The sequence below is a fragment of the Nostoc edaphicum CCNP1411 genome (genome assembly GCF_014023275.1).
Lineage (GTDB): Bacteria > Cyanobacteriota > Cyanobacteriia > Cyanobacteriales > Nostocaceae > Nostoc > Nostoc edaphicum_A.
In genome coordinates this window covers 926230-946631 of the sequence record NZ_CP054698.1, presented here as the reverse complement: position 1 = coordinate 946631, position 20402 = coordinate 926230, and the positions used below count along the sequence as shown (strand labels likewise).

Genomic DNA, 20402 nt, shown 5'->3' with positions numbered 1-20402 from the left:
TGGTTTATCATTGTTAGCTATTAGACAAATATTCTGTCCGTATTATCTCGTAGTTTTTTTCAGAAATCAAATATGATTCCTATATTGATCGCACAGGTCAAAAGGATGTATTCCTGTTATAAGATGGACAAAAGTACGACCCAAGGCAAAGAAATCTGACTGCTGAGTGGCATTTCCAGTAGCTTGCTCTAAAGGCGAGTAACCATCACTAACTGCTCTCGTGATCTGTCCAGCCAATTTTTTTTGTTCGTATGTTTTACTAATTCCTCTTGCAATACCAAAGTCGATTAACACCAATTGCCCATTCGGTTGAAGCATGATGTTAGACGGTTTAATGTCTCGATGAATCAACTGCTGTTGATGTACTTCATGCAATGTGTTTGCCAGTTGGTTTAACCAATCAACTGCCAGCTTTTCACTAATGGGGCGATTGCCTCTTTTTTGTAGCCACTCATGTAAATTTTCTCCTTCAATTTTTTCCATTACTAAACAATGCACTGGCTGTTGAATATTTATAGGAAAAAATTTGAAATATTCTTCCCCTTGTGGAATACCTGGATGATTAAGCTTACTTAAAACTTCAGCTTCTCGCTGGAATTGTTCTACAGCCTTAACATCATTTTTCTTCTCTTCCTTAAGAACTTTTAAAACTTTGGGTATATCGCTGCGATCTCTAACTTCATAAATGTCACCGTAGCCACCTTTATCGCTCAGTAAACGAGTTACCCGATAGCGTCCTTCTAGTAACAATTCAGAGCCACAGGTTTGACAACGAAGTAGATTATCAGGATTGTCAGTATTTTGGCAGTTAGGATTGATGCACAAGCTCATCGTCTCGAAAAGTGACAGATTTATCTGATATCTTAGCTTTACTTACTGATAAGCTGAAGAAAATCGGCATCAATGCGATGCCTGGGGCGGGCTATGCCTACGCACTGATTCATCTTTGCTTACCATGAAAAAAGTTCTCTCATAAGGTTGAGAGCGATCGCTTGTATTTATTCGCGATAATAGTGACTTAGCCTACAAGTGTTTTTGTTTATCTATTTTCACCCTTCAAAGTTCACATGACTAAAGATATGCAACGCAAATTTACCAACCGCGATGAGTTGGTAGCCTACCTGCGCGAACAATTCCCAGGTGCCGCACAACGCGATGACCACATCAGCGAAACTTTGGGGGGACGCAAAGCGGCACAAACAGCACTGCAAAAAATCGACCCAGTTCGCTACGCCCAAACACGTAATTTTTTCACAGGTGCAGTCACGCATCTTTCGCCTTACATCCGCTATGGCGTTTTAAGTTTGCGAGAAATTCGAGATTATGTCCTTGACCAGGTGCAGCAACAAGATGATGCTACGAAACTAATTAACGAGTTAGGCTGGCGCGATTACTGGCAAAGGTTGTATATGAAGTTGGGGGATGAAATCTGGAAAGACCAGGAAGAGTACAAAACTGGTTATTCTGTGAGTGAATATGCACCCGAATTACCGCAGGATATCAAAGAAGGAAGTACCAGCAGAGTTTGCATCGACAGCTTTAGTCGTGATTTGAAAGAAACAGGCTATCTACATAACCACGGCCGAATGTGGCTAGCGGCTTATGTTGTCCATTGGCGGCGTATTCGTTGGCAAGCAGGAGCCAAATGGTTTCTTGAACACCTTTTAGATGGTGATCCTGCTAGTAATAATATGTCATGGCAGTGGGTTGCTAGCACTTTTAGTCATAAACCGTATTTTTTTAATCGTGAAAACTTAGAACGCTACACCAAAAGCGTTTATTGCCAGAAATGTCCCCTTTACGGTCATTGTGATTTTGAAGGCAGTTATGAAGAATTAGAACAGCGACTTTTTCCCAAAGGGGAATTTAGCAAACAAGCTAATAGCCAAAGTTGGCAGCGTGGAAAAAAAGGTAAAAAATGAATAAACCAATTGTTTGGGTACATGGAGATTGTCTCAGTCCAAATAATCCTGCATTACAAAAATACCCCGATGCCCCAGCTATCTGGGTTTGGGATGAGATTTTGATAGAGGAATGGCAACTGAGTCTCAAACGCATCGCTTTTATCTACGAATGTTTGCTAGAGTTACCCGTTGTTATCCGTCGTGGCAATGTGGCACAAGAAATTTTAGCTTTTGCTCAAGAACATAATGCCAATTTAGTTGTTACAGCCGATAGTCCTAGTCCCCGGTTTAATGATATCTGCAATCAAATAGAGCGTTCTATAACAGTGGAAGTGGTAGAGGTAGAACCATTTTTTGACTATGACGGCTATATTGACTTGAAACGCTTCTCGCGCTATTGGAAAGTGGCTCAAAATTATGTTTATCAAAAGCCTTCGCCCTAAATTCCTTTTATAAATTGGGCTACGGTTCTAATTACCCCCCTTAATCCCCCCTTGCAAAGGGGGGAAATAGAAAATCCAGTTCCCTCCCCTTTGCAAGGGGAGGGTTAGGGTGGGGTAAATAATCAGCTATTTCAGACTTGTGTGTACACCGTAGCTCGATTTGGGAGAAGGGGTTGGGGAATGAGGACAGTTAATTTTACTTAAAAGATTTTGATTGATTTTTTAAGTAAGGTTAACTCATAAGTTAATTACAACAATTGCTGCAATAATTTAAACGTTTCTTATATATGAAGAAGCAATTGTTGCAGAGTATTAAGCATTTGCAGCAACTGGTTATATATTTCTTGGAAATACTTAAACGTTTCTTATATATGAATAAGCAATTGTTGCAAAGTATTAAGCATTTGCAGCAACTGCTTATACATTTCTTGGAAATACTTAAACGTTTCTTATACATGAAGGAGCAATTGTTGCAAACGCTTGATTTTTGGCAACTAGTCTTGAAGGTTAACTGAGTTACGAGTGCTGAGTTGCAAGTGAGATTTCTCACTCAGCAGTCTTCAATCTATTGAGGTTTGTAAATAATTTGTATTTCTGGAAGGAATATTCCTTTAGACTGAACTTCAACTGGAAAAATGTGGGAATGAACACAAATGCATTCGTTAAATATATTTTGTCACGAATCTGTAGTTGCTGTTTCCTTTGTCGCTTGCATTATTGGACTGGTGTTACTTTGGGATAGTAAGCAAAAAACAAATGAGATGGAAGAAACAGAGCGGATTCTGTTTAGAATGAGCTTTAGTTACTGGCTAGTTTACTGCGTAGCTTTTGGCATAGAGAAAATGGTTTTACCCGATTGGGAATCTGTGCTGATGACTTTGAAAATAACTACGGCTCTGTCATATTTCTTAACTTTTTCTTGCATCCTTAGTCTGCCGCTACACAAATTTGCAGTACATCGGGTTGAAGAATAGTTGTTGGGGATTGGGTATGGGGAATGGTTAAGATTTCATGGCGATCGCTAATGACGTTTCTAGTTCATCTTGGGGTAAGGTTGTTAAAATAAACACTTCTTGTACCGTTTTCCCCTGCCGAGCGATGACTTTATAGCCTCCGCGAATGGGTACTGAGACGCGCAGCTGCATTTTTGGACAATGACCTTTTGACCGCCCAATCACTCCCGGTGTCACGGTTTGGATACCATCGTGCTGACAAAGACGTTCTAAAATAGGGATAAGACCAGAAAGGTGTGTCGAATGATTCCAAACCAGTCTGGCAGCTTTTGCTTTTTGCGAAGCCGTTCCGAGAGGATCTACTGGGGTTTTGCCCATGATAATTAAGCTGCTTCTAGAGGTGCCATTGTCAAACCTGCTCGGCGCAGCTGCTGATGATAGAGTTCCGCAGGTTCTTGGGGCCCGACCCAGACGATCGCTTGACCTTCATAGTGTACCTGATTAGTCAGATCCCACGCGCGATCGCCAGTCATCCCCGGAATATATTTCATCAAACATTCAGCCACATGTGGGAATGTATTAAAATCATCGTTTAATACAATCACTTTGTAATTCGGATAAGTCTTACGGATAACTTGATTAGACCGTTCAGGAGCTACAGTTGGTGCTGTGGCCATCCCGTAAACATCTGCTGAAAGTATCATAACCATACAACAATTGGTCAAGAGGATTTTACAAAACTACACTATAAGTAATTAGTTTAGTTTATTGTCTGGGAAGTGGGGAGTGGAGAGTGGAGAATGGGGAATGGGGAATGGGGAATGGGGAATGGGGAAAAGAATTAATAACCAATGCCCAATGCCCAATGCCCAATGCCCAATGCCCAATGCCCCATGCCCCATGCCCAATGCCCTATTTCCAATTATCCCAGTTTTGGTTAAAAATAGATGTATCTGGGAAAGCGGTAGGGTTGCCATTTTTTTGTAAAAGCTGTTTGAGTGCTTCTAGCTGTGGCTCTTGTTTGGGTAAGTCATCAACTAATTGGTAAGGTGCGATCGCATTTTTGATGGCAAAACTAGCGACAGTTCCCGCAGCTGCGCCAGCCGACCATTCAAAGGAATGTACCCGATAGGCAGCAGCGGCAATATGACTAGTACCAATACTTTTGCCACCTACCAGCAAATTGTCGATTTTCTGGGGAATCATCGCCCTGAGAGCAATTTGGAAAGGATAAGCTTGACCAGCGCCGCGTCTTTCGCCTGGACGTTCTATGTTACCAGGGGCTTCTGGGGGACTATTCACCATGCAAGGATGGAAATCTATCGCGTAGTGACCAATACCCACAGAATCGGGGAAGATGGTAGAACGAGTCCGTCGCATTGCCTTGTCTGGTGTAACTTGACCGTCAATTACTGATACTGCTTCCAAACCTGCAACTGCTGCTCGTAGCCGACGATACATATCTGCTGGCAGAGTCTTTGAATAATACTCATCATTATAATCTCGACGAGAAATATCAATTTCCCAGATAGCAAAGCCTTCTGGTTGTCCCCAACTAGGGCGGCCAATGATGCGGCGTCCTTCTCGCATATAGGGATATTTCGATAAGCCATGTGCTGTCCCCATTGGCGAATTTAAACCCGAAACAAAGCGGTTATTAGTTCGCTGCTGCTTTACACCCTCCCCTAATTGGGAATCTGTAGTTCCAGCTACCAACCAGTAATAGAAAGATAGGGCATTTTCCTCACCTCTGCGGAGGGTTTCTGTCCGCAGTCCTCCCATCCACCCCCCTGGCTGTAATTGCCCAGTACCTTGTAGCTGTTGGCGAGTGTAAATTAGGTTATCCTTGGCTGTTCCGGGGCGGTAGTCGTTACCCCAAGTCCAGTTTTGCATGGAAATATCCCCTGGTGTAGCCGCAGTAAAACTTACACCGCCGAATTTTGCTGGTTGACCTTTGCTTGGACTCCAAATGCGACGATAGGTAAAAACTAAATCAAAGTTAGCCAGTCGTGCTAATTCATAGCTGAAATATGGCGCATATTGTAAATAAAATGGGGGCATTGTCTGCGGTTGCGCTTCCTTGGTTGCCTCCATTGCAAAGGTGTAGGTAAACCCTTGAGTGCAATAGGGGTCATTATTGGCGCTGGATGAAGAAGGTTCTAGGTAGGAACGGGCATCAATGCCTAATCGATAGGGAACATCAGCAAGGGCGATAATTTCCCCGGTTTCGCTAGCGTCTACAACGTACCATTTTGGAGCATTCTCTTTTGCCGCTTTGGGGATGAAACGGACAATAGTTTTAGTAAACCGAGATGAGTTTTCGTAGCGATAGGCATCTTCAATGCTTTGAGATAACGTCAAAGTATTGAGAGGTGGTGCGCCTTTTGGTGGTTGATGTTGGATTGCGATCGCACCATTAATTATTTTGCCATCAGCAGCGATTTCTAAATCTTTAATTACCGTGTTGGGAAACCATTGCAACTTCCCTTTGCCTTTCTTTTCGGCATCTTTGAGCATCTGGGTCAAAATGGTGTGAGCATCACGGGGAAGAAAACACGAGTCACTTACCCAACAGTCACCTGGATTAAGTTCACCGTATTTACGCTGAATGCGGTTTCGCAATTCCAGATAACCGCGAGAATAGAATTGTTGAGAACGTTGGGTTGGTCGTTCATCTAATGCAGATGTCCCTTGAGCAGAAATTTGTCCCCCCAGCCAATCAGTAATTTCTGTAAGGCAAACTGTTCGCCCTGCTAGCAAACCCTCGTAAGCTGTGGCTACACCAGAAAGTCCACCACCCACAACTAAGATTTCGCAATTTACACTTTTATCTGGGGTTCTCGGTGGTGTGGCGATCGCAGAATCAAATGCAACTAAACTAGATATTAAATTGAGACTGATCAGCGATGTCAAGCTAAAAGCTACTTCGTGTCTACGTATCATATTAAAAAAAACACTCCAAATCCTGTGTCACCTTGTAGAAGGTAGCATTCAGCAAATGTTCATTACAAGCTGATTGAATTGGGTATGGGGCATTGGGCATTGGGCATTGAAAAGAGGCAGAGGGGAAAACTCTTCTCCCTTCTGACTTTTCACGTCATGTGGAAAAGCCCATGAAAGACCTAACCCCCTAGCCCCCTTCCCGACACGGGAAGGGGGAAAATTCAAAGTCTCTCTCCTTGTAGGAGAGAGATTTAGAGAGAGGTTTTCCAGATGACGTGAAAAGTCAGTTCTCCCTGCTCCCTGCTCCCTACTCCCTACTCCCTCATCTCCCTCACATCTACATCAGCTCCATCTCTTGTAACCCCTGGCGTAGTCTCTTCGCTTCTTCGGGATTATATCTTTCATGAAGGGCGATCGCTTTTCTAAAAGCTGTTAAACTATCTTGATGATTACCAACTTTGAGCAACACTACGCCTAAATTTTGATAAGCTTCGGCATAGTTGGGATTTAACCCGATGGCATTTTTATAATATGCGATCGCTTCTATAAATAAACCCAAAGCCTTAAATGTCATCGCCAAATTATAATGTCCAACAACAAAAGTAGGGTCAATTTTCAAAGTTGTGGCGTAAGCTGTTTTTGCACCGTTGAAATCTCCTGCTGCTTTGAGTAAGTTGCCCAAGTTGTTGTATGCTCCCAATTTGAGCATGGGATAAATTGGCAATTTGATGGCAGCTTGATAGTGAGAAATAGCTTGTGGGAATTTTTTCAACCGATTGTAGGCAATACCTAAATGATAGTGGAGTTCATATAAAATATCGTAGTTGTCTTCAACAAGGGTGATTCCTCGTCTCAGTAATTCCATACCTTGGGTAATTTTCCCAGTTTGTACATACAAGGCCCCTAATTTACTGCAAACATAAGGGTCATCAGGATGAGTTGCGAGAAACCCTTCCATCGCCGTAGCAGCTTTAGCATATTTGTTATTTTGAGCGATCGCACTTTTTTGATATCCTACGTGTAAAAGTGCTACCCCTGGTAAATAACCTACTTGCCAATGGGGTTCTTTGGTTAAGATTGCTGCCACACTATCATCCACCAAGGCATGATAAGGACGGTCAAAACGAATATCTGGATGATTGCGGAATAGCCTGGAAACCAGAGAATAGGGAGATTGTTCTGCACCAACTTCATGGCGGACGAGGTTGATTAGCAGGTATTCATCTCTAGCGATCGCCTCTCGTAACTGCGGTACAATGGCTGGATTCAGAGTTTCATCAGCATCTAATACCAGAATCCAATCACCAGTGACATATTTTAGGGCTGCATTGCGAGCAGCACTAAAGTCATTACACCATTTAAAATGATGGACTTTTGCACCGAGTTGTTGGGCAATATTGGGAGTGCGATCGATTGAGCCTGTATCCAAGACTACCATTTCATCTACTACTTTTCTGACACTGCTCAGACATTTAGGCAGTGTTGATGCTTCATTTTTCACAATCATGCACAGACTGAGTTTCATATTGCCAATAAATTCTCGGTTCAGATTTTTTGCTTGTTGTAGTGACCAACTTTTATTTTGTGCCGATATGGCGAGAGGCTGCGCTATGCACTAAATCGTCTCACACCTCTTGCCAAAATGGGGAAAAGACCTTGCGTGCTGGCTCCCCAATACACTGCCTTCCCTACATCAAGCTGTAAAGTGTAATTTTGATCTGTGTCACACTATTGACAGATAATCTACACACCTTATTAATGATATTGAAATAAATTAATTTCTCGTAGTTAATTTTTTGTTACAAAAACCAGAGCTAGGACTTACTCTACTAGTATTTAAAATAAATAGTCATATATATTAGGACTTACGCACTGTACAACTTAATCATCGTATGAATATACGAGAATGGGTCGTTTCAGCCTTTTATTAATCGTTCTTCGATGGTCAGATGTAGGGGTAAAGCACATTGCTCATGCGTGTCAACTTAAGCCAAAAATAGCGTACTGATTAGGTGTTGTTCACCCGCCAGGGAATATAATTCCCTGACTAATTGCTCAAGTCTACTGAAGTAGACTGAAAATTTTTGCGCTATGAAGTCCTCTTCAGAGGACTTTAGCTATGAGACAGGGATTTACAATCCCTGGCGGACATGAAGTTTCGCGTTAAGTTGACACCAATGAGCAATGTGCTTTACCCCTACGACAGACGTGCTTTTTCAAAGAATTCATATTTGGTATTTTCTGTCAATGCGTAAATCATATATGTAATGAAAAATTCATTTGCAAAAACACCAGCATTATTCCGCCAAAGACTCAAAAGATACTTGCGATCGCTTAAACATTGGTTTTTAGATACACCAGAAAGGGCACTATTAGAAGCTCAACAGGCAGCTCAGAGAATTAAAAACATCGAGATCGAACATTTTGATAACAAAAAAATATCTTCAGAGTCAGTAAAGTATACTGAGAATGTCATGTCATATTGGCAAGTATACCTCGATAAAAATTTAACTATTATCAAGATCAGACTTGCAGAATTCCAGATGAGTCGGGGGATTATCAATATTTCTAACTCTGTTTTGTTAGAAACACTAAAGGACATTGATGAAGTTGTCGAAAAGTACGCAATCAAGGATGAAATAATTAGTAACAGCGCATTAACACCAACTTCTCAATCCCCACAACTTAACCATCTCGAAATTAACAAACAGCCAGACTTATCTAATACAAGTGATGTTAAAGCAACGCCTCAATCTGAAAATACTAGAGTGTTTCAGAGGTCTATAAGCAAAGCATTTAATAGAGTTAAGTCAGATTTTGCACCGCGCTCAGAAGAAGAATTTATCAGGAATTATAGAGTTTCTAGAAACAGAACAATAATTGCCTTGAGATTTTTGATAACTCTTATTATTGTACCGCTTTTAACTCAATATTTATCTAAGCAATTTTTAGTAACTCCAATATTAGAAAAAATTAGAGGAGATAATACAACTCAAATTTTCATCAATTCTGACATGGAAAAAAAAGCTCTCCATGATTTACATATTTTTCAAGAAGAACTTAGATTTGAATATTTGCTTAATCAAGCTCCACCACTTTATTCAGAGATAATACAAGAAAAAATTAAAAATAAAGCAGTTGGAATATCTGAAGAATTCCGCAGGAAAAGTAATAGTAGTATTAGTAATGTTTTTGCTGATTTAATATCATTATTTTCTTTTGGTATAGTTGTCGCTCTGAGCAAAAGAGAAATTGTGATGTTCAAATCTTTTCTGGATACCATTGTCTATGGTCTTAGCGATAGCGCTAAGGCTTTTTTGATTATTCTAGTTACAGATATATTTGTAGGATTTCACTCACCAGAGGGGTGGGAAGTCTTGCTTGCAGGATTCTCAGAACATTTAGGTCTGCCAACCAGTAGAAATGTAATATTTTTCTTTATTGCTACATTTCCCGTGATTTTAAACACTATTTTTAAATACTGGATATTCCGCTATTTGAGTCGTTTATCTCCGTCAGCATTAGCTACGTTAAAAGAGATGGACGAATAATTTGTAATTATCCCAGTCATAAATTCGCTTACTTTGAGCAAAGAATGGGTCTTTTACCATAAATAAATTAAACCTCGTCTACCTTGAGAACCGTAGTTTTGTAGGTTGGGTGCAGCGATAGCGTAACCCAACATAAAATTTGGTGGTCATGTTGGGTTGCGTTTCACTCCACCCAACCTACATAAATATATCTTTTAAAAAACTCTAGGTTTCAACATAGATGAGGTTTAATTACGAATTACGAATTACGAATTATTTCGACTCATTTGCATTCTGATTCGCTAGGCTATGTATATATATCCTGGTTATTCCCAAGCGTGCTATGGATTTTGAAAGCAAAGCTAATGCTCCAACTCCTAAAGACAATATAGAGTTTGCTCAACCAACTACTACCCGTAAACCACTAGAATTGCTGCGAGATACAGAGGCTTTGCTACGTCGCCCAACTGTAGCAACACTGTCACCAATTTTGCCACCAAAACTTAGCAATAGATTCCAAGCAACCTCATCTTGGGCAGATGACTCTTTTAAGGAACTGGCAGAAATTGACCTAGACACTATTAGTGATTTTGAACTGCGTCCGGCACGAATTCTTATCGGCTTGAGCTTTGTTGGTTTTGGGGCGCTGATGATATTGGTGCTGCTGCTGTATTTAAACACGTTGCATCCACAACTCAATACAGTTGAACAGATTCGGCAATATTGGTATCAATATGTTTGGTTTGTTAGTTTGGGTGTTACGGGGATGTTTCTCTTGGGCCGTGAAGCAATGCGTCCTATGCCAAAGCGACGCAAGTAACTAGTACCGCAAGGCGGAATTAAAAATTAAAAATTAAAAATGAAGACAAAACCCCACTTCCATTCCTCTCCCCGAAAGGTCGAGAGGCTTTGAAACCCCCATTCCCTTGTAGGGAAGGGGGGCTAGGGGGGTTAGGTTTCCGAGACTTAGATGTTACCAAAAATACTTTTCAAACATCCTCTTAGGCTTCAATTCGCGCTGCCCTTCAAAGGCTAGGACTTAAACCCCCAAAGTTCGTTAAACCCACAGAATTGCTTAAAAGTGATGAATTTTGAATCAAAATTATTATTTAATTAATAAATTATAACTTTCAGTAATTAATACTTCAAAATGTGATTGTGTATTAAGTAGCCGTTAGGAGATTTTATACATGAATCATGATGCTTTCATTGTTCCGCCAGGTTCAAAGATTTCTCTGAGAAAAAACTATGACCCAGCTTACAAGACTGATTTTCATGAAAAAACTGATGCTGCAATTAAATTACAGGCAGATATTGAACGACTAGCAAATTACCAAAATATTCTCTATGCTCAAAACACCTATGCTTTGTTGATTATTTTTCAAGCAATGGATGCTGCTGGCAAAGATAGCACTATTAAACATGTGACTTCTGGTGTTAACCCGCAAGGATTTCAGGTGTTTAGTTTTAAGGGGCCGAGTTCAGAAGAATTAGATCATGACTATCTGTGGCGATCAATGAAAGCTTTGCCAGAAAGAGGCCGAATTGGGATATTCAACCGTTCATACTATGAAGAAGTGCTAGTGGTTCGTGTCCATCCAGAAATGCTTAAAAAACAACAACTTCCCCATTTTTCTGAGGGAAAGAAAATATGGAAGCAGCGTTTTGAAGAAATCAATAATTTTGAAAAATATTTGGTAAACAATGGTGTAATCATCCTGAAGTTTTTTCTGAATGTATCGAAAGCAGAACAGAAAAAACGCTTTTTAGAACGGATTGAATCTCCTGAAAAACATTGGAAGTTTTCAGATAACGATGTCCGAGAACGAGCTTTTTGGGATGATTATATGAATGCTTATGAAGAAGTTTTTAACTACACTAGTACTAAATGGGCCCCTTGGTATATTATTCCTGCCGATCGCAAATGGTTTACCCGCCTGACCGTTGCTAATATTATCTGTACAAAATTAGAAGAACTAAATCTGCAATACCCGACAGTTAGTGAGGAACATAGGCAGCAACTTTTACAGGCTAAACAGATTCTAGAGCAGGAAGATGAGCCTATAAACTTGATAGGTAAAGGCAAAAATATCTTAAAGTAGTTCAGATATACTGTACAATTTATTTGAACAAGGATAAAAATTGTAACTAAATTAATCCTGTTTGTAACTAAAAAAGTTTAGCAGATAGTCATCGCCGCAAAATCGTGATTCAAATGGCAGAAAATGCCAAAAATCATCTACCTCACTTTAATAATGCTGCTTTTGATATTGTAGCGATCGCAGCTTCCGCAGGTGGTCTGACTGCTCTAGTTAAAGTGTTATCAACTCTACCCGCAAAATTTCCAGGCGCGATCGCCATTGTGCAACACCTCGGCCCTCAATATCGCTCGTTCTTGGCAGAAATTCTGAGTCGGCGCACGGCTCTTACCGTCAAACAGGCACAAGAAGGAGATTGTCTTACCCCAGGAACGGCTTATGTTGCCCCACCTAATCGTCATTTGTTGGTTAACGGTGATGGTACTCTTTCCTTATCACAGTCGGAATTAGTACATTTTTTACGTCCTTCGGCTGACCTATTATTTGAATCAGTTGCAGCCACTTACAAAGATAGAGCGATCGCCATTGTGCTAACTGGAACGGGTAGCGATGGCGCAATCGGAGTAGAAGCGATTAAAAAAATGGGTGGCACTGTTATTGTCCAAGACGTAAAAACCGCCGAATTTTCGGGGATGCCCTCAGCCGCAATTCAAACTGGCAACGTAGATTTTATTCTCCCCCTTGATGAAATCTCCAACACCCTGATGACTTTGGTCATGGGAGAATGTAAGTAGGCAGAGGCGCAGGGGACAGGGGACAGGGGGCTGAAGAGATATGTAAATGCAATCTTTGTGTCACCACGGTTTAATGAGTCTTTGATACGCATTAATGAGGCTCCAAACTCCTTTAATCAGTCTTTGATACTCATTAATGAAGCTCAAAACTCCACTCCCCCTTCTCCCTGTCCCCTGCCCCCTTCTCCCTTTTCCCCTATGACTTCCGCAGAAAGAGATCCTAAATTTGAAAATCTCCTGATTTATCTCAGACAAAGTCGGGGATTTGATTTTACAGGTTATAAACGCTCGACTTTGATCCGTCGGGTATGCAAGCGAATGCAGTCATTAACCGTAGAAAACTTTGAAGAATATCAAGACTATCTAGAAGTTTATCCAGATGAATTCAATTCTCTTTTCAACACTATTCTAATAAACGTCACTGCTTTTTTTCGAGATTCATCAGCTTGGGAATACATAGCAGAGCAAATATTGCCTAAACTGATTAAAAATAAAAAAACTTCTGACCAAATCCGCATCTGGAGCGCTGGTTGTGCTTCTGGGGAAGAAGCTTATACCTTGGCAATATTGATGGCTGAAATATTGGGAGCAGAGGAATTTCGCCAACGAGTGAAAATCTACGCCACAGATGTAGATGAAGATGCTCTCAACCAGGCTAGGCAAGCTGTATATTCAGCAAAAGATGTCCAAACGATACCAGATGAACTGCGGCAAAAATACTTTGAGATTGTCGGGAACCGCTATGTCTTCCGTCAAGACTTGCGCCGCTCAGTGATTTTTGGTCGCCATGATCTGCTTCAGGATGCCCCTATTTCTCGCTTAGATTTACTGGTTAGCCGTAATACATTAATGTATTTTAATTCTGAGACTCAAGGGCGAATTTTGGCCCGGTTTCATTTTGCACTAAATGATAATGGCTATCTGTTTTTGGGTAAAGCAGAGATGCTGCTGATGCATTCTGCTTTATTTACCCCACTAGACTTGAAAAACCGGATATTTACTAAGGTATCAACGGTGAATCTACGCGATCGCCTCCTTGTCATGGCAAATTCAGTAGATGAAGAATCTAGCAGCCGTTTGTCTCGAAACCTCCGGCTGCGAGAGATGGGTTTTGACACAGCACCAATCGCCCAAGTCATCATTGATATCAATGGGACTCTAGTAATGGTGAACGAGCAGGCGCGGGTTTTGTTCGCCCTTTCCCCCAAAGATTTAACTCGTCCCTTCCAGGATCTAGAACTTTCCTATCGGCCAGTTGAATTGCGATCGCTAATTGAACGGGCTTATAATGAACGCCGCCCTGTCAGCCTGACAAATGTAGAGCGCTATTTGTCAAACACAGAAACCCAATATCTGGATGTGCGAATTACGCCTTTGCAAGAAACAGACAACAGTTTTTTAGGAGTCAGCATCTCTTTTCATGATGTCACACGTTATATTAAACTCCAAGATGCCCTGCAACGTTCGCAACAAGAATTAGAAACTACCAACGAAGAACTCCAATCCACCAATGAAGAATTAGAAACTACCAACGAAGAACTCCAATCCACCAATGAAGAATTAGAAACTACCAACGAGGAACTGCAATCTACCAATGAAGAATTGGAGACAATGAATGAAGAACTCCAATCTACTAATGAAGAATTACAGACAATTAATAATGAACTGAGCGAACGCACCACAGAACTCAATCGCACAAACATTTTCCTTGTCTCTATTCTCAGAAGTCTCCAAACGGGAATAGTCGTAATTGACAACAGCTTTAACATCTCTATTTGGAATTACATGGTAGAAGATTTATGGGGCTTACGGACTGATGAAGTTTTCGGAAAGTCTATCTTCAGCTTGGATATTGGGCTACCTGTCGAGCAGTTGCGATCGCCCATCCGCGACTCCTTATCCGGGAAAAAGCAGTTTCAAGAAATGATCCTCGATGCTACCAATCGCCGGGGTAGACAAATCAAATGTTATCTGGCAATCACTCCACTACTTGGCATGGAAATGCAAGGAGCAGTTTTGATGATGGCAGATGTAGAAAGGGTCAGCAGTATGATTTCTATTCAAGAAATGGAGGAACGGCGACAGCAGGATTAATTCTTATATAGGACTCATATCAATACGATTCGGTTAAGGCTTTTTGATGAAAATTTTAGATCACAAAGATTCGATAATTTATCACAAAGACGCGATAAATCGCCGTCTCTACAAAAGACCGATTATTGTAGAGACGGCGATTCATCGCGTCTTTTGCATTAACCGAACCGTATTGGGACTATTATCCATTACCTTAACTTACTACTGCTTCAGCTTTTTCCTCAGCTTTCTCATTCACTAGCACATAAGGCTTTTCTACACCTTGTGCTAAATACTCAGCTAGCTGACTTTCAATTTGATCACGGACAATTTGGCGATACTCTAGAAAATGCTCGTTGTGGGCACAAGCAGCGAGGTAATGCTCAAAAACTCCAGGATTCCGCTTGAGAATGCTGAACAAATGATGCCAGAATTTCCAGCGGGTTTCCCGTTTGATTCCTTGTCGCCAAATCACAATTAGCAACGCTTTCACAACTATCCACTCTGGCATTTTCGCTGGCGCTTTCCAGCTTGGCAAACCCATCATCAAGAAACAGCGATAAGTGCGATCCAAATACTGCACTGGGTCGTATAAAGTACAGAATGCCTCAATATATTCTCGTGCAAGTTCTTCCAGAGGACGGGTGGGCAGGAAGTTCATCAATGTTGTTTGGTTGATGTTGCCGTCTTGATTTTCCCGTAGTCGTCCTTCTTTTTTCAGGCGATGCCAAAGCGCGGTGTTAGGTAACGCTTGTAACATGGCAAAAGTTGTTGAAGGAATTGCTGCTTGTTCTGCAAAGCGGACAATGCGATCGCCTGCACCTGCTTTTTCGCCATCAAAGCCGATAATAAACCCAGCCATTGGGCGCAATCCCGCTTTGATGATGGTTTGCACTGCCTCAGTTAGAGAACTGCGAGTGTTTTGAAACTTTTTGGTCATTTGCAAACTATCTTCATCCGGCGTTTCGATTCCCAAAAACACCGCCGCGAAACCACACTCAACCATCAACTCCAACATTTCTGAGTCTTGTGCCAAGTCAATTGAAGCTTCAGTGTCAAATCGGAAGGGATACTTGTGTTCTGCCATCCAGACTTTTAACTCTTTCAGCAACAATTTCACATTCCGCTTGTTGCCAATGAAGTTGTCATCCACCATGAACACACCCCGCCGCCAACCCAATTCGTAGAGGTAATCTAACTCTGCTAAAAGTTGTGCCGGGGTTTTGGTGCGTGGTTTGCGCCCGTAGAGAACAATAATGTCGCAAAATTCGCATTGGAAGGGACACCCACGCGAAAACTGCACTGACATCATGTCATAAGCATCCAATTCTAATAAATCAAAGCGGGGTATTGGTGTATTTGTGACATCTGGTTTTTCTGTGGCGCGGAAAGTCCCAGATGTGTCTCCTCTTTTGATTGCCTCAATAAACATGGGTAGGGTGATTTCCCCTTCATCCAGAATCAGAAAATCTGCGCCAACATTTTCAACTTCATGAGGTACAGAGGTGGGGTAGGGGCCGCCAACTGCGACTAGCTTGCCACGTTTTTTTGCTTCCTGAATTTGGTCAAGTAAATCTTGTTTCTGGACAATCATCGCGGAGAGAATTACTACATCTGCCCATGCCCACTCTGCTTCTGTTGCTGGGCGGATGTTGCGATCGACCAGCTTGAATTCCCATTCTTGGGGCAGAATCGCTGCCACTGTTACTAAACCTAGAGGTGGTAATAAAACCTTGCGATCGACTAACTCCAAGATTTTTTCATAAGACCAAAAGGTTTTGGGAAATATTGGATACATTAACAAGATTCGCATGTAGTATCAATCCTCACACTTTGATTGTTATCCCACTCTAACGAAAATAAAGAGTTATTGACTTTTTATTAAAGTTGTTCTACTTTATTAGTTCGGTTGGGAATGATAAATTTTATACATATTAACCTCAATATTGACTCATTTTATCTACTAACCCCAAGGCTAGGAATAGTAATACTTTTACCTCCTGCCTCCTGCCTCCTGCCTTCTGCCTCCTGCTATAAAATGTGTTTGCCCTAACGTTAAGAATTTCAAATACCTTACTTCACACTTTCAACACCACTAATTTTTAAAACATCGCTCATCGTTGCACAATAATTTGGCAAGCCGAAACTATCGGGATTGATCGATTTTTCATAAGTAAAATGCCGATAGTTCATGCAAAACCGATCCCAAGCGGCCATCCGAATGCGAAAAAGAACAATAATCAAATTAGCCAATGCTATGGATATGGGAATGCGAAAGTAAATCTTTTTGCCCAGATAAGCACAAACTTCTTTCACTGCTTGATTAGCAGTTAACTTTGCTTGACCTAAAACAAGCCGACGTGGTTGATCATTTTCGGGAGGATAATCGATTAAATATTGCACTACAGTGGCAATATCTCGTGCGTGAATAAAGTGAAAACTGCCATCTGCTTCCAAAAAGCGAATCACATTAATATATTTCGTCACTTCTGGAATGCCAGATGTGACAGCAGAATAAGGTTTATTTGCATCACCGCCCAATACTACAGTGGGAAATACTGTGGTAATTTTGGGTGCGATCGCTAATTTTTCTTTTTTCTCTAAGCACTCATATTTAGAACGGATATAATCTGTCCCAATTTCTCCGGCTTCTTTTAATGGTTGATTGTACTGATCCAAAACGCTGGCTGTGGAAAAATAAATCACCTGCTGGCAACGTTCTGGATCTAGCAGTTCCAGCAATTCTATTGTCTTAACGACATTAATATCAAATGTGTCATCACCACCCCAAGCTGTGGCTGTGAGTACCGCTGTATCAATTGTGGATAGCAAATCGGCAAACTGGCGAATATTTTGCATATCACCTTGTAAAACGTTGATACCCGAACGTACCTTGGTATCAATTTGCAGTTTGCTTGGGTTCCTAACTAGTAGATAGAGTTCGTGATCTGTTTCTTTAATTAAGGCTTCTGTTAAATAATGACCTACACAACCACTTGCACCAGTTACTAAAATCCGTTTCTGGCTCATAGAAAATTTTTCAAAATTTAGGAGTTACAACTAAAGAGTTAAGAATAAAGTTAAAAGTTCCGAATCAGGAGTTATTAATAAAGTTAGGAGTTGGAAGTGAGAAGTTAAGAATAAAGGATAACTTTGCACCTCGCAACTGATAACTTTATAGTTTATAACTCCTGACTCATAACTCATAACTCATAAATCCTAATTCTTGACTCCTGCAAGATTAAGTTCCTTTGCCGTTTCAAAGAAGAAAGCGACATTTTCTTCTGGAGTTTCTGGTAATACACCGTGACCAAGATTGAGAATATGACCCCAATTACCAGCTTTGCGAACGGTATCGAGAATGCGATCGCGGATAAACTGTTTAGAGCCGAATAGCACACCTGGGTCAAGATTTCCTTGAACTTTGACTTGTTTACCTAATCTGGCTCGTGCGTCTGCCATATCCACAGCCCAGTCTACACTGACAATATCAGCGCCAGATTGTGCCATTCTTTCCAACACACCGGCACTACCGCTAACTAGCAAAATCAAAGGTGTATCGGGGTGGGTTTGCTTGACTTGCTGGAAAACTCTCTGCTGATAGGGGAGAGCAAAGGTGTCATAATCTTGAGGACTTAATTGACCCGCCCAAGAGTCGAACATTTGGATAACTTGAGCACCAGAGTCAATTTGGTAGCGGGCATAGATCGCGATCGCATCTGCTAATTTAGCTAACAGTTGATGCAATATCGTCGGATCTGAAAATGCCATGTTTTTGATGATGGAATAGGTTTTAGAACCTTTTCCTTCCACCGCATAAGCTGCTAACGTCCACGGCGCACCCACAAAGCCCAACACTGTTGACTTATCGCCTACTTCAGAACGTAGCGCTTGCAAAATTGTCTTGATAAATGGTAGAGCTGCTTCTGGTTCTAAAGGATGCAGAAGATCAATTTGTTCTTGAGTACGGAGGGGTGAGTGAATGATTGGCCCCTTACCTTCGGCAATATCCATGTCAATGCCCAAACCAGGTAATGGGGTGACAATATCAGAAAATAAAATTACTCCATCTGGTTGGAAGGCTCTCCACGGTTGCAAGGAAACTTCAATTGCCACTTCTGGAATTTCCGAGCGATCGCGAAACGAAGGATACTTATCTCTTAGGTCTCGATATGCTTTCATATATCGTCCCGCTTGTCGCATCATCCATACAGGGGGACGATCTACTACTTCACCACGAGCAGCCCGTAAGAGATGAGGAGTCGTTGAATAAACACCCATTTATTATTTCATCCTACTTTATGCCACTGTTTAGCTTATCATTCTGGGATTACGTTTTTCCATTAGGTTATCAGGAAAAAGTAAGTGACTCCGCGCAGTGGTTTGATTCGCTCTTTATCAATTTTGAGTAAGTTAGTAAATTAATAAAGCATTATTTGCAATCTTTCTTTACAAAATATCCTGTTCCAAATTGTATGGTTCTCAGCGAACACCTATAAACAGTAATTACCGCCAGAATGAAGCGGAAATATTAAAGAGTTCGCAAAAAAGCTGTATTCAACCAAATTGTTTGTTGCGAAACATTAGATAACTAGTACAGCACGGCGGAAATAAACCACCCATTCCCAATCAACAAAACCCTTAAGCTGTCTTCATTTTTAATTTTTAATTTTTAATTTTTAATTCCGCCTTGCGGTACTAGTACTATGTCAAGAACTAATTGACGGATAAATTCCCTGTAGAGACGGCGATTTATCGCGTCTCTCTAACCGTCAAAATGAATTTAATTTGACAGACTACTAGTACAACAAGGCAAAAATCAAAAAAAAGGGAGTAGTGAGTGGAAAATAGGGACTAGCAAGTGAGAAATAGGGTAAAACAAGAATCAATATTTAATTGAGGATTGGGCATTGGGCATTAGTTATTCTCCCCCTGCTCCCCTATCTCCCTGATATCCCTATTCCCTCACTCCCTTAACTTCCTATGCAAACTGACTCTAACAGTCCCGATCATCTTGCATCTGCTAATAATGAGCTTAATCTAGGAAAGTTTTTGATTCCGCGATCGCAGCGACAGAGGTTCTTTATTCAGTTTACCTTAATGACCCTCATCGGATGGGTTGTGGGTGGCGTTGCCAGTATCGCCTTAGAGAAAATTATTCTTCAAAGTCTCTCGTCTAGCGTTGCTATCCAACCACAAAGCTGGAGCATTGTGGTCAGAAGCCTCAGTAACGTTGTATTTGCCGTGATTTTTGCTGCTGACCAGAGCCTTGTTCTTTACCGATATTTACCAGGTTTGCAGTGGCTATTTGCTACTACCGTTGGTTGGCTGATTGCCAATGGCGTTTCTACAGCCTGGATTAACTACATTTCAACGATTGCCTCATCATCTCCTGAAGATACTTTGATTTTAGGATTTCTATCTGCGATCGCATATATAATTTCTGGAATTTGGCTAGGTATTTGCCAATGGCTGGTATTGAGGCGATATACAGCCAGTATTTGGTGGTGGAATTTTTTACCCTCAATCTCTTTTTTCTTGATTACTATTTTGGTTTGGTTGCTTTTCCTTATGCAAAATTTGATCCCAGAAACCTACCGAACTCCCATATTATATTGGAGTGGACAAGGGCTTACAGCTATAATTTTGGGAGCCATCCCAGCAATTGGTTTGTGTACATTGAAAAGAAATGTACATCGCAAAACTGAAGTTTCTCCCTGACT

18 protein-coding genes are annotated in these 20402 nt (G+C 41.1%); 9 read left to right on the top strand and 9 right to left on the bottom strand.

Features of this window, described 5'->3' with window-relative positions:
• Positions 1-66: 66 nt before the first annotated feature.
• Complete coding sequence (locus HUN01_RS06655; RefSeq protein ID WP_181930612.1) at positions 67-831, bottom strand: serine/threonine protein kinase; 765 nt, start codon at positions 829-831, stop codon at positions 67-69.
• Between the two features lie 236 nt (positions 832-1067).
• Here HUN01_RS06655 and HUN01_RS06650 point away from each other — a divergent pair, with 236 nt between their 5' ends.
• The 3 genes from HUN01_RS06650 (at position 1068) to HUN01_RS06640 (ending at position 3321) form a co-directional block, all read left to right on the top strand.
• On the top strand, positions 1068-1922 hold the full coding sequence (locus tag HUN01_RS06650; protein WP_181930611.1) for an FAD-binding domain-containing protein: 855 nt from the start codon (positions 1068-1070) through the stop codon (positions 1920-1922).
• Complete coding sequence (locus HUN01_RS06645; RefSeq protein WP_181930610.1) at positions 1919-2347, top strand: hypothetical protein; 429 nt, start codon at positions 1919-1921, stop codon at positions 2345-2347. Before HUN01_RS06650 ends, HUN01_RS06645 begins: the two co-directional genes overlap by 4 nt.
• A gap of 653 nt (positions 2348-3000) precedes the next feature.
• The gene (locus tag HUN01_RS06640; protein WP_181930609.1) at positions 3001-3321 is read left to right on the top strand and encodes a hypothetical protein; all 321 of its coding nucleotides are present in this window, start codon (positions 3001-3003) and stop codon (positions 3319-3321) included.
• A 27-nt stretch (positions 3322-3348) separates the two neighbouring features.
• Here HUN01_RS06640 and HUN01_RS06635 read toward each other — a convergent pair whose 3' ends face one another.
• From HUN01_RS06635 to HUN01_RS06615, 5 genes are all read right to left on the bottom strand, one after another.
• Positions 3349-3678: a DUF2103 domain-containing protein gene (locus tag HUN01_RS06635; RefSeq protein ID WP_181930608.1), complete on the bottom strand. Its 330-nt coding sequence runs from the start codon at positions 3676-3678 to the stop codon at positions 3349-3351.
• 5 nt (positions 3679-3683) lie between these two features.
• Positions 3684-4010: an ATP-dependent Clp protease adapter ClpS gene (gene clpS / locus HUN01_RS06630; protein WP_181930607.1), complete on the bottom strand. Its 327-nt coding sequence runs from the start codon at positions 4008-4010 to the stop codon at positions 3684-3686.
• Between the two features lie 45 nt (positions 4011-4055).
• The gene (locus tag HUN01_RS06625; RefSeq protein ID WP_181930606.1) at positions 4056-4202 is read right to left on the bottom strand and encodes a hypothetical protein; all 147 of its coding nucleotides are present in this window, start codon (positions 4200-4202) and stop codon (positions 4056-4058) included.
• A gap of 10 nt (positions 4203-4212) precedes the next feature.
• On the bottom strand, positions 4213-6243 hold the full coding sequence (locus tag HUN01_RS06620; RefSeq protein WP_181930605.1) for an FAD-dependent oxidoreductase: 2031 nt from the start codon (positions 6241-6243) through the stop codon (positions 4213-4215).
• Positions 6244-6580: 337 nt separating this feature from the next.
• On the bottom strand, positions 6581-7768 hold the full coding sequence (locus HUN01_RS06615; protein ID WP_181930604.1) for a glycosyltransferase: 1188 nt from the start codon (positions 7766-7768) through the stop codon (positions 6581-6583).
• Positions 7769-8510: 742 nt separating this feature from the next.
• Here HUN01_RS06615 and HUN01_RS06610 point away from each other — a divergent pair.
• The 5 genes from HUN01_RS06610 (at position 8511) to HUN01_RS06590 (ending at position 14700) form a co-directional block, all read left to right on the top strand.
• Positions 8511-9794 (top strand): proton extrusion protein PcxA, encoded by a 1284-nt coding sequence (locus HUN01_RS06610; RefSeq protein WP_181930603.1) that lies wholly within the window; start codon positions 8511-8513, stop codon positions 9792-9794.
• A gap of 322 nt (positions 9795-10116) precedes the next feature.
• Positions 10117-10593: a hypothetical protein gene (locus HUN01_RS06605; protein ID WP_181930602.1), complete on the top strand. Its 477-nt coding sequence runs from the start codon at positions 10117-10119 to the stop codon at positions 10591-10593.
• A gap of 370 nt (positions 10594-10963) precedes the next feature.
• Positions 10964-11875 carry a polyphosphate kinase 2 family protein gene (locus tag HUN01_RS06600; RefSeq protein WP_181930601.1) on the top strand — a complete coding sequence of 304 codons (912 nt, stop codon included), beginning with the start codon at positions 10964-10966 and terminating at the stop codon, positions 11873-11875.
• A 113-nt stretch (positions 11876-11988) separates the two neighbouring features.
• Positions 11989-12606 (top strand): chemotaxis protein CheB, encoded by a 618-nt coding sequence (locus tag HUN01_RS06595; protein WP_420832777.1) that lies wholly within the window; start codon positions 11989-11991, stop codon positions 12604-12606.
• Positions 12607-12804: 198 nt separating this feature from the next.
• Entirely contained in the window at positions 12805-14700 is a 1896-nt protein-coding gene (locus HUN01_RS06590) for a CheR family methyltransferase (RefSeq protein WP_181930599.1), read from the top strand.
• A gap of 193 nt (positions 14701-14893) precedes the next feature.
• Here HUN01_RS06590 and HUN01_RS06585 read toward each other — a convergent pair whose 3' ends face one another.
• From HUN01_RS06585 to hemE, 3 genes are all read right to left on the bottom strand, one after another.
• Positions 14894-16492 carry a B12-binding domain-containing radical SAM protein gene (locus tag HUN01_RS06585; RefSeq protein ID WP_181930598.1) on the bottom strand — a complete coding sequence of 533 codons (1599 nt, stop codon included), beginning with the start codon at positions 16490-16492 and terminating at the stop codon, positions 14894-14896.
• Positions 16493-16752: 260 nt separating this feature from the next.
• Positions 16753-17709: an NAD-dependent epimerase/dehydratase family protein gene (locus HUN01_RS06580; protein WP_181930597.1), complete on the bottom strand. Its 957-nt coding sequence runs from the start codon at positions 17707-17709 to the stop codon at positions 16753-16755.
• Positions 17710-17898: 189 nt separating this feature from the next.
• Positions 17899-18960, bottom strand: coding sequence for a uroporphyrinogen decarboxylase (gene hemE, locus HUN01_RS06575; protein WP_181930596.1), 1062 nt, complete (start codon positions 18958-18960; stop codon positions 17899-17901).
• Positions 18961-19662: 702 nt separating this feature from the next.
• Here hemE and HUN01_RS06570 point away from each other — a divergent pair.
• Positions 19663-20400 carry a hypothetical protein gene (locus HUN01_RS06570; RefSeq protein WP_181930595.1) on the top strand — a complete coding sequence of 246 codons (738 nt, stop codon included), beginning with the start codon at positions 19663-19665 and terminating at the stop codon, positions 20398-20400.
• Positions 20401-20402: the final 2 nt, after the last annotated feature.

Coding starts and splice junctions, on each gene's coding strand:
- HUN01_RS06610 (WP_181930603.1), top strand. CDS start 8,511: ATGAAAAATTCATTTGCAAAAACACCAGCATTATTCCGCCAAAGACTC.
- HUN01_RS06625 (WP_181930606.1), bottom strand. CDS start 4,202: ATGGGGCATGGGGCATTGGGCATTGGGCATTGGGCATTGGGCATTGGG.
- HUN01_RS06655 (WP_181930612.1), bottom strand. CDS start 831: ATGAGCTTGTGCATCAATCCTAACTGCCAAAATACTGACAATCCTGAT.
- HUN01_RS06590 (WP_181930599.1), top strand. CDS start 12,805: ATGACTTCCGCAGAAAGAGATCCTAAATTTGAAAATCTCCTGATTTAT.
- HUN01_RS06620 (WP_181930605.1), bottom strand. CDS start 6,243: ATGATACGTAGACACGAAGTAGCTTTTAGCTTGACATCGCTGATCAGT.
- HUN01_RS06580 (WP_181930597.1), bottom strand. CDS start 17,709: ATGAGCCAGAAACGGATTTTAGTAACTGGTGCAAGTGGTTGTGTAGGT.
- HUN01_RS06585 (WP_181930598.1), bottom strand. CDS start 16,492: ATGCGAATCTTGTTAATGTATCCAATATTTCCCAAAACCTTTTGGTCT.
- HUN01_RS06645 (WP_181930610.1), top strand. CDS start 1,919: ATGAATAAACCAATTGTTTGGGTACATGGAGATTGTCTCAGTCCAAAT.
- clpS (WP_181930607.1), bottom strand. CDS start 4,010: ATGGTTATGATACTTTCAGCAGATGTTTACGGGATGGCCACAGCACCA.
- HUN01_RS06640 (WP_181930609.1), top strand. CDS start 3,001: ATGCATTCGTTAAATATATTTTGTCACGAATCTGTAGTTGCTGTTTCC.
- HUN01_RS06650 (WP_181930611.1), top strand. CDS start 1,068: ATGACTAAAGATATGCAACGCAAATTTACCAACCGCGATGAGTTGGTA.
- HUN01_RS06595 (WP_420832777.1), top strand. CDS start 11,989: ATGGCAGAAAATGCCAAAAATCATCTACCTCACTTTAATAATGCTGCT.
- HUN01_RS06635 (WP_181930608.1), bottom strand. CDS start 3,678: ATGGGCAAAACCCCAGTAGATCCTCTCGGAACGGCTTCGCAAAAAGCA.
- HUN01_RS06615 (WP_181930604.1), bottom strand. CDS start 7,768: ATGAAACTCAGTCTGTGCATGATTGTGAAAAATGAAGCATCAACACTG.
- HUN01_RS06605 (WP_181930602.1), top strand. CDS start 10,117: ATGGATTTTGAAAGCAAAGCTAATGCTCCAACTCCTAAAGACAATATA.
- HUN01_RS06570 (WP_181930595.1), top strand. CDS start 19,663: ATGCAAACTGACTCTAACAGTCCCGATCATCTTGCATCTGCTAATAAT.
- hemE (WP_181930596.1), bottom strand. CDS start 18,960: ATGGGTGTTTATTCAACGACTCCTCATCTCTTACGGGCTGCTCGTGGT.
- HUN01_RS06600 (WP_181930601.1), top strand. CDS start 10,964: ATGAATCATGATGCTTTCATTGTTCCGCCAGGTTCAAAGATTTCTCTG.